Origin of the sequence: Mesorhizobium sp. M0207, from assembly GCF_040321995.1 — a bacterium.
Classification (GTDB): Bacteria; Pseudomonadota; Alphaproteobacteria; order Rhizobiales; family Rhizobiaceae; genus Mesorhizobium.
The window spans coordinates 96,660-104,291 of the sequence record NZ_JAMYSQ010000022.1; the positions used below are offsets into that span (position 1 = coordinate 96,660).

General features: G+C 62.5%; 11 protein-coding genes. 8 read left to right on the plus strand and 3 right to left on the minus strand.

Annotated elements, in window-relative coordinates:
* Positions 1-18 precede the first annotated feature (18 nt).
* Complete coding sequence (ilvA, locus tag NKJ15_RS25030; RefSeq protein ID WP_352614213.1) at positions 19-1,275, plus strand: threonine ammonia-lyase IlvA; 1,257 nt, start codon at positions 19-21, stop codon at positions 1,273-1,275.
* The gene (locus NKJ15_RS25035; RefSeq protein WP_352541391.1) at positions 1,272-1,844 is read left to right on the plus strand and encodes a DUF1697 domain-containing protein; all 573 of its coding nucleotides are present in this window, start codon (positions 1,272-1,274) and stop codon (positions 1,842-1,844) included. The genes ilvA and NKJ15_RS25035 overlap by 4 nt, the downstream gene beginning before the upstream one ends.
* An 8-nt stretch (positions 1,845-1,852) precedes the next feature.
* On the opposite strand, the gene NKJ15_RS25040 is transcribed toward NKJ15_RS25035, so the two are convergent.
* Both NKJ15_RS25040 and gloA read right to left on the minus strand, forming a co-directional pair.
* Positions 1,853-2,146: a DUF2218 domain-containing protein gene (locus tag NKJ15_RS25040; protein WP_352818195.1), complete on the minus strand. Its 294-nt coding sequence runs from the start codon at positions 2,144-2,146 to the stop codon at positions 1,853-1,855.
* 72 nt (positions 2,147-2,218) lie between these two features.
* Positions 2,219-2,659 (minus strand): lactoylglutathione lyase, encoded by a 441-nt coding sequence (gene gloA / locus NKJ15_RS25045; RefSeq protein WP_352818198.1) that lies wholly within the window; start codon positions 2,657-2,659, stop codon positions 2,219-2,221.
* Positions 2,660-2,895: 236 nt separating this feature from the next.
* Between gloA and NKJ15_RS25050 the strand changes: the two genes are divergently transcribed.
* The 4 genes from NKJ15_RS25050 (at position 2,896) to NKJ15_RS25065 (ending at position 5,349) form a co-directional block, all read left to right on the plus strand.
* Positions 2,896-3,471 carry a cold-shock protein gene (locus tag NKJ15_RS25050; RefSeq protein WP_352818201.1) on the plus strand — a complete coding sequence of 192 codons (576 nt, stop codon included), beginning with the start codon at positions 2,896-2,898 and terminating at the stop codon, positions 3,469-3,471.
* 19 nt (positions 3,472-3,490) lie between these two features.
* Positions 3,491-4,054: a DUF192 domain-containing protein gene (locus NKJ15_RS25055; protein ID WP_352477423.1), complete on the plus strand. Its 564-nt coding sequence runs from the start codon at positions 3,491-3,493 to the stop codon at positions 4,052-4,054.
* 20 nt (positions 4,055-4,074) lie between these two features.
* Positions 4,075-4,842 (plus strand): alpha/beta fold hydrolase, encoded by a 768-nt coding sequence (locus NKJ15_RS25060; RefSeq protein WP_352702391.1) that lies wholly within the window; start codon positions 4,075-4,077, stop codon positions 4,840-4,842.
* A 135-nt stretch (positions 4,843-4,977) separates the two neighbouring features.
* Positions 4,978-5,349, plus strand: a complete 372-nt coding sequence (locus NKJ15_RS25065) for a hypothetical protein (protein WP_352472741.1) — start codon at positions 4,978-4,980, stop codon at positions 5,347-5,349.
* A 42-nt stretch (positions 5,350-5,391) separates the two neighbouring features.
* Here NKJ15_RS25065 and NKJ15_RS25070 read toward each other — a convergent pair whose 3' ends face one another.
* A complete protein-coding gene (locus NKJ15_RS25070) occupies positions 5,392-6,006 on the minus strand; it encodes an HD domain-containing protein (protein WP_352818205.1) in 615 nt (204 codons plus the stop codon).
* A gap of 159 nt (positions 6,007-6,165) precedes the next feature.
* On the opposite strand from NKJ15_RS25070, the gene cysE reads away from it, so the two are divergent.
* The gene (gene cysE / locus NKJ15_RS25075; protein ID WP_023717455.1) at positions 6,166-7,014 is read left to right on the plus strand and encodes a serine O-acetyltransferase; all 849 of its coding nucleotides are present in this window, start codon (positions 6,166-6,168) and stop codon (positions 7,012-7,014) included.
* A gap of 113 nt (positions 7,015-7,127) precedes the next feature.
* Positions 7,128-7,331: a DUF3126 family protein gene (locus tag NKJ15_RS25080; RefSeq protein ID WP_023674799.1), complete on the plus strand. Its 204-nt coding sequence runs from the start codon at positions 7,128-7,130 to the stop codon at positions 7,329-7,331.
* The last annotated feature ends 301 nt before the right edge of the window (positions 7,332-7,632 follow it).

Sequence of the window (7,632 nt, forward strand, 5' to 3'; positions counted from 1 at the left end):
CTGTGGGGTGCTCCTGCCATGACCAGTTTCTCCTCTCGCGTCGCTGCCGCCGCTGCCGCGATCCGCGAGATCTTTCCGGAAACGCCGCTGCAGGAAAACGACTATCTGTCGAAGAAGACCGGCGCGCGGGTGCTGCTGAAGCGCGAGGACCTGACGCCGGTGCGCTCCTACAAGATCCGCGGCGCCTTCAACTTCTTCCGCAAGACGCTCGCCGCCGGCAATGAGGCCGAGCTGTTTGTCTGCGCCTCGGCCGGCAATCATGCGCAGGGCTTTGCCTTCGTCTGCCGCCATTTCGGCAAGAAGGGCGTCGTCTTCATGCCGGTGACGACGCCGCAGCAGAAGATCGACAAGACGCGGCTGTTCGGCGGCGAATTCGTCGAGATCAGGCTGGTCGGCGATTTCTTCGACGACTGCTACCGCGCGGCACTTGAATTCACCGAAACTGCCGGCGCCCACATGGTGCCGCCGTTCGACCATAAGGACATCATCGAAGGGCAGGCGACCGTCGCCTATGAGATATCAGGCCAGATGCCCGGCGCGCGCATGGCTGATATCGTCATGCTGCCGGTCGGCGGCGGCGGCCTGGCCGCCGGTGTCACCCATTATTTCGCCGACCAGCACCGCGAAACGCGCTTCGTCTTTTGCGAGCCGGCCGGCGCCCCGAGTTTGAGCGATAGCCTTGCCGCCGGAAAGCGGATCAAGCTCGCCAAGGTCGACAATTTCGTCGACGGCGCAGCAGTGGCCGAGATCGGCCGCGAGCCGTTGCGCCACCTGAAGGAGTTTGCCGCCGACACCGTGCGGCTGATCCCGGAAAACCGGCTCTGCGCAACCATGATCGAAATGCTCAATGTCGAAGGGGTCGTGCTCGAGCCGGCCGGCGCGCTGGCGATCGATGCGCTCAAGGATTTTTCCAGGAAGGAAATCAGGGGCAAGACCATCGTTGCCGTGGTGTCGGGCGGCAATTTCGATTTCGAGCGGCTGCCGGATGTGAAGGAACGGGCGCTGCGCTTCGAGGGCTTGAAGAAATACTTCATCATCCGCTTCCCGCAACGGCCCGGCGCGCTGCGCGATTTCCTCGAATTGCTGGGTCCCGACGACGATATCGCCCGCTTCGAATATCTGAAGAAATCGGCGCGCAATTTCGGTTCGGTGCTGATCGGCATCGAAACCAAGGACCGCCGCAATTTCGACCTGCTCAAGGCGAATTTCGACGCCGAGAGCGTCCATTACCAGGACATCACGGACAACGAGACGCTCGCCGGGTTCATCATATGAGCAGCAACGATCTTCCGAACGCTCCGGCGAAGGATTTTATCGCGCTGTTTTCCGGCATCAATGTCGGCGGCAACCGCATCGTTAAGATGGCGGAACTCAGGTCATTTTTGGAGCAGCTCGGCTTCTCCGATGTCGCCACCTATGTGCAGAGCGGCAACGCCGTGTTCCGGTCGCCAGATGGCGATGGGGCGACGCTGACCAAGCGGTTGGAAGCGGAATTCGAGAAGAAATGGGGGTTCCATTCACGCATCATGGTGCGCGATCTCGGCTGGCTCGAGCGGCTGGCGGCGGACAATCCCTATCCGGAAGTGGCCGGCGAGCCGACCAAGCTGCATGCCTATGCGCTGGAGCGCCGGCCGACCGCCGAGGAGGTCGCCCGGCTGGCGGAAAAATGCACCGGGCCAGAACGCTTCGAGATCAAGGGCGACGTGCTCTACCTGCATGCGCCTGACGGGCTCGGCAAATCCGTGTTTGCCAATCAAATTCCGCGCGTTCTGAAGGTGCCGGGCACGGCGCGCAATTGGCGCACCGTGCTGATGCTGCTGGACATGGCCAAGGCCGGCGGTTGACAGGTCGTCTACGCGGTCGGATCGCGTTTCCAGTCGAATGCCAGCTCTTCACGGAAGGCGAAGCGCTTGATGTGCTCGGCGACGACCGTTTCCAGGCGCTCGAGCGACCCGGCTTCATCGGTCGTCACTGCAATGTGCAGCGCAGCCGGGTCGGCATCGAGAACCGTGCGGCCGAGCGTCAGATCGATGGTGCCGTGGTTCGGGTCGAATTCGACGGGAAACTTGTGCGCCCAATGTTTGCACAGCTGCTGCAGATAGCGGCTGGCGTGTTCGGTGGCGACGTCGACATGGCTGGCCGGCATGATGAATTCTCCTTGGGAATGCGGACGCGAAAACCGAACCAGGGCCCGCCTGCGTCCGTTCAACGTGATCGGTTACCAGCTGCCGGTGTTCGGCATCGACGCCCACGGCTCGGCCTTCGGCTTGGCCGGACCTTTCTGCAACAGCTCGATCGAGATGCCGTCCGGCGATTTGACGAACGCCATGTTGCCGTCGCGCGGCGGCCGGTTGATGGTAACGCCATTGTCCATCAGCCGCTGACAGGTGGCGTAGATGTCGTCGACCTCATAGGCGAGATGGCCGAAATTGCGGCCGCCCTTGTAGTCTTCCGGGTCCCAATTGTAGGTCAGCTCGACCAGCGGCGCTTTCTCGCTGATGCCGCTTTGCTCGTCTTCGGGGGCGGCGAGGAAGATCAGCGTGTAGCGGCCTTGCTCGTTTTCATGGCGGCGCACTTCCTTGAGGCCAAGCTTGCTGCAGTAGAAATCGAGCGAAGCATCGATGTCGGCGACACGGACCATGGTGTGCAGATAGCGCATGATTTCCTCCTTATGTTGCGTTGCGGCGCAACATAGGGGCGGCCCGGCCAAAGGGCAATTGGCCACGCTTGCCGGCGCCGGCAAACGGCAAATCCGCTATTCCTGTACGGAACCGTGAAAAAAGGCACGTCAGGTCTTGCACACACCGGAAGCCGCGGTGTTAATCTGATACCAAGAATCAGTTGCGGTGTTTGTTGAAAAAAGGGGGCGTTCTTATGGGGGAAAAGGCCTCTTTCATGGGGCGGGACGGGGCCGGTAACGATGCGTTGAAGCGGGATGAGAGCGCCGATACGGCCGATCTCATCGAAATCGCCGGCGCCATCAAATGGTTCGACGTGGCCAAGGGCTACGGTTTCATCCTTCCCGATGATGGTACTTCGGGCGACATCCTCCTCCATGTGACATGCCTTCGAAAGGACGGTTTTCAGACCGCCCTGGAAGGCGCCCGTGTCGTCTGCCTGGTCAAGCAGGGCGAGCGCGGGTTGCAGGCCTTCCGCGTGCTCTCGATGGATGTCACCACGGCGGTGCATCCGGCGGAGCTGCAGGAGCAGCGCACCCGTGTCGCGGTGACGCCGGAAAGCGGCCTCGAACGGGCGCTGGTCAAATGGTTCAACCGCACCAAGGGGTTCGGCTTTCTGACCCGGGGCGAGGGCACCGAGGACATTTTCGTCCACATGGAGACGCTGCGCCGGTACGGCATCACCGAACTCCGGCCGGGCCAGGTGGTGCTGGTCCGCTTCGGACGCGGCGACAAAGGCCTTATGGCTGCCGAAATTCACCCCGATATGGGTACCTTGCCGGTCTCGCATTAGTTCCGGCCGAGGATTTCATATGGCTCACAGGAACCGGCTGACGGCGGGCGCGCTCTGCGCCGGGATTTTCCTCATCGTCGCCGCAAGTGCGTTCTTCTATTTTCAGCAACCGAGTTCGGCCGACGGCAAGGCGATGATCCTTCCCGTCGACCCGGCGCCGCTGGTCGCGGTGACGAAGGCCGGCGAGCGTTCTTTTTCCGTGGAAATCGCCGACACGCCCGCCGAGCGCGAAGCCGGCCTGATGTTCCGCCGCCACATGGCCGACAATCACGGCATGCTGTTCGTCTTCGGCGCGCCGCAGGATGTGAGTTTCTGGATGAAGAACACGCCGATGCCGCTCGACCTGATCTTCGTCGGACAGGACGGCCGGATCCGGGCGATCGAGCAAGGCGAGCCGCAGTCGGAGGCGATCATCTCGCCGGACGAACCGGTGCGCTTCGTGCTCGAGCTCAAGGCGGGCACGGCCGCCAAAAAGGGCATTAAGGACGGCGACCTGCTGCGCCATCCGGCCATCGGCACGGCGCCGGGGCCGGCCATGCCGCCGCCCGACAAGGGCGATGCGCCGAGTGTCGATTCCGACTGAGCGGGCAGGATCTTCAGCCGATGCAGTTCTTCTCACATGACGGTTTCGACCTTGCTTTCCTTGACCGCCAGCCGGCATCGGGGCAGGGCGATCCGGTGCTGATGATCCACGGCTTTGCCTCGAGCCATTACGTCAACTGGGTGTCACCCGGCTGGTTCAAGACGCTGAACGACGCCGGCTATCGTGCGATCGCCTTCGATAATCGCGGCCATGGCTCGTCGTCGAAGAGCTATGACGAAGCTGACTACACGCCGGCAAAAATGGCGTCGGACGCGGCAGCGCTTTTGAACCATCTCGGCATCGAACGCGCTCATGTCATGGGTTATTCGATGGGCGCGCGCATATCGGCCTTCCTGGCGCTCTCCGACCCGGAGAAGGTGGCGACGCTGGTCTTCGGCGGTCTCGGCATCGGCATGGTCGACGGCGTCGGCGACTGGGATCCGATAGCCGACGCCCTTCTGGCCGACGATCCGGCAGGCACCAGCGATCCGCGCGGCCGCTCGTTCCGCGCCTTCGCCGATCAGACCCGCAGCGATCGCCGCGCGCTCGCAGCCTGCATCGCCACCTCGCGCGAATTGCTGAGCGAGGCCGACATTGCCCGCATTGCCCAGCCGACCTTGATTGCGGTGGGAACCAAGGACGACATCGGCGGCTCGCCGGATGAACTCGCCGCCCTGATGCCCAACGCCAGGGCTTTTCACATCGAAGGCCGCGACCATATGCTGGCGGTCGGCGACAAGACCTTCAAGCAGCGCGTGCTGGAGTTTTATGCCGAGCATCCGCTCTGATGGATGGCTACCCAAAAAGCGGCCATCGGGCCTGAAGCTGGGGTCCTTAGCGGTTTTGCAACGATACCGGGGTAACTAAGCGTGACGCGTGGATCGGTTCAAACCCGCCACGCTGAACGAGGGGCAGGGGGTACGATGGCACAATGGGGAAGAAGCGACGCCGCTTTGCTGGGCGTCGTTGCGAAAAGCAGGTTCGGCGAATGGTCCGTTGTTCTAGCGCTGGCTGCATTGGTGGCAGGCGCGATGGCGATCACCGCGTTGATGGCAATGCCCAGCGACGCGTCCGTGCTTATCCAGCACAGTGTGACAGGCTTCTTCATGGCGGTATTTTTCCTGGTCGGGCCATTGGCGCATCTTACCGGCGCGGTCTTCGGGCTGATGGCGCTGGGTCGTCCAAACGACAATCGTTTGCTCGGCCTGGCTGGCATCGTGGTCAACGGCGCGTCGCTTGCCGCCGGGGTGTTTATGCTGTGGGCCATGGCATCGACCATAGGCGCGTTTACGTGATTTCGGGCAAATCTTCCGGACGCAAGTGGCCGACGCTTCGGGCTACGATCGGCGCGGGCTGTGCCCCAGCGCCCTGAGCGAGCGCGCCATGTTATGCCGGGCCTGGGTTTCGAAGCGCCGGCGGAATTCCTCGCTGTGGAAGATATGCGGACGCGCGAGGAAGCCCTCTAGCACTGCGGCACGGCCGGCCCGCCACATCGGCTCATCGACCCACTTATATTCGCGGCGGACCGCCTGTTCATAAGCGTCGAACGCCTCGGGCGCAGCACCCAGGATCGCCAGGTCCATGTCGAGGAACAGCGCCGCGTCGCGAACCGAATGCTGGTCGCCAAGGGGCGGCAATTCGTGGCCGGCGGTGGCAGTGATCATCGCCGCGATGTGGCCGAGGCGTTGTGCATCGGCGCGACGGGCGAGCTTTTCCTCGGCAAGTGCGGCACTCCTCGCCTCATTGTCCTTGGCGCGGCTGTCGTAGATCGCGTCGTGAAACCAGATCGCTGCCTCGACTGCTTCAGGGTCATGCAACAACGCCTTGTAATCATTGGCCAGCGCCAGCATCGCCTCGATGTGGCCAAGGTCGTGGTAGTGGCGATCTTCGGCCTCATAGAGCGCGGAAAGCTCGCGCTTCAGGGTCTCGTCCATCAAGGTTGCGTTTTCCATGGCTGCTTGAAATTCCGCCAACCAAATCCATTTCACCAAGCACTAAGGAAAATTGAGTTCACCCGTGCTATGATCTGGCTTATAGGTGCGGCCGGAGAATAGGCAAGCCGCCAACCGAGACATTGGGTAGCCGAGACATTGGATGGCCGGAGACATCAGATGAACAGCGTTACGATTTCCCGTCCCACCAGGGTGCAGCCGGTAGATCCGATCTGGCGTTCGATCCGCGACGAAGCGATGGAAGCGGTCAACCGCGATCCGCTGCTGGCGGCGTTCCTCTATTCGACCATCCTCAATCAGGAAAACCTGGAAGAAGCGGTCATTCACCGGCTGGCCGAGCGCCTCGCCCATCAGGACATCGGCTCCGACCTCATCCGCCAGACGTTCAAGGCGATGGCGGCCGACGACAAGGACTGGTCGACGACGGTGCGCGTCGATATCCAGGCCTATTACGACCGTGATCCGGCATGCGACCGCTTCATCATGCCGGTGCTCTACTTCAAGGGTTTTCACGCCATCCAGACGCACCGGCTGGCGCATTGGCTGTGGAACCAGGGCCGCCAGGACTTCGCGCTGTATTTGCAGAGCCGGTCGTCCTCGGTGTTCCAGACCGACATCAATCCGGCTGCCCGCATCGGCAAGGGCATCTTCCTCGACCACGCCACCGGCCTCGTCGTCGGCCAGACGGCGGTGATCGAGGACGACGTGTCAATCCTGCACGGCGTGACGCTGGGCGGCACCGGCAAAGCCGGCGGCGACCGCCATCCCAAGATCCGCTACGGCGTGCTGATCGGCGCCGGCGCCAAGATCCTCGGCAACATCGAGATCGGCCATTGCTCGAAGATCGCGGCCGGCTCGGTGGTGCTGTCGCCGGTACCGCACAACAAGACGGTTGCCGGCGTGCCGGCCCGCGTCGTCGGCGAGACCGGCTGCGACCAGCCTTCGCGGCAGATGGACCAGCTGTTGCCATCGCAGACGATGGACCACGTCGTCAGCTTCGACATCTGAGTGCTCGGGCAGGGGCTGAATTCCTGCCCCCCATGCCGGCTTGCCTTTACATGGCCATTGTCGACGTGCCAGAAGCGCGCTCAAACGAAGAAGCCGACGATCGGAGAAGACTGTTGAAGCCGGACGAAATCAGAAAGCTGGATGCCTATTTCAAGCGCACCTTCCAGAACCCTAAACTCGAAGTGAAGGCGCGGCCGCGCAAGGAAGATTCGGCCGAGGTCTATGTCGGAGACGAGTTCCTCGGCATCGTCTTCAAGGACGAGGACGACGGCGACTATAATTTCTCGATGGCGATCCTCGACATCGATCTGGCCTGAGCTGGGAGTTTAGCTGGCCGCTACGCCTCAAGTGCTGCGGCGATACGGAACCTTGCAGGACGCCGGTGGGACAGCGCCCCCCTCTGGCCTGCCGGCCATCTCCCCCACGAGGGGGGAGATTGGCAGCCTCGGCGCTGCGCTCTTCCTGCAACATTGGAGATTGGCGAAAGCCAAGATGACGGCCGATCTCCCCCTTGTGGGCAGGGCTATCGCATATGAGTGATGGCATTGATGAGATAGTCGTCGTTCCAGGCGCATTTCTTGATGCGATGGCTGATGGGAACTTTGGCAGCATCGGCGG

Coding starts and splice junctions, on each gene's coding strand:
- ilvA (WP_352614213.1), top strand. CDS start 19: ATGACCAGTTTCTCCTCTCGCGTCGCTGCCGCCGCTGCCGCGATCCGC.
- NKJ15_RS25035 (WP_352541391.1), top strand. CDS start 1,272: ATGAGCAGCAACGATCTTCCGAACGCTCCGGCGAAGGATTTTATCGCG.
- NKJ15_RS25040 (WP_352818195.1), bottom strand. CDS start 2,146: ATGCCGGCCAGCCATGTCGACGTCGCCACCGAACACGCCAGCCGCTAT.
- gloA (WP_352818198.1), bottom strand. CDS start 2,659: ATGCGCTATCTGCACACCATGGTCCGTGTCGCCGACATCGATGCTTCG.
- NKJ15_RS25050 (WP_352818201.1), top strand. CDS start 2,896: ATGGGGCGGGACGGGGCCGGTAACGATGCGTTGAAGCGGGATGAGAGC.
- NKJ15_RS25055 (WP_352477423.1), top strand. CDS start 3,491: ATGGCTCACAGGAACCGGCTGACGGCGGGCGCGCTCTGCGCCGGGATT.
- NKJ15_RS25060 (WP_352702391.1), top strand. CDS start 4,075: ATGCAGTTCTTCTCACATGACGGTTTCGACCTTGCTTTCCTTGACCGC.
- NKJ15_RS25065 (WP_352472741.1), top strand. CDS start 4,978: ATGGCACAATGGGGAAGAAGCGACGCCGCTTTGCTGGGCGTCGTTGCG.
- NKJ15_RS25070 (WP_352818205.1), bottom strand. CDS start 6,006: ATGGAAAACGCAACCTTGATGGACGAGACCCTGAAGCGCGAGCTTTCC.
- cysE (WP_023717455.1), top strand. CDS start 6,166: ATGAACAGCGTTACGATTTCCCGTCCCACCAGGGTGCAGCCGGTAGAT.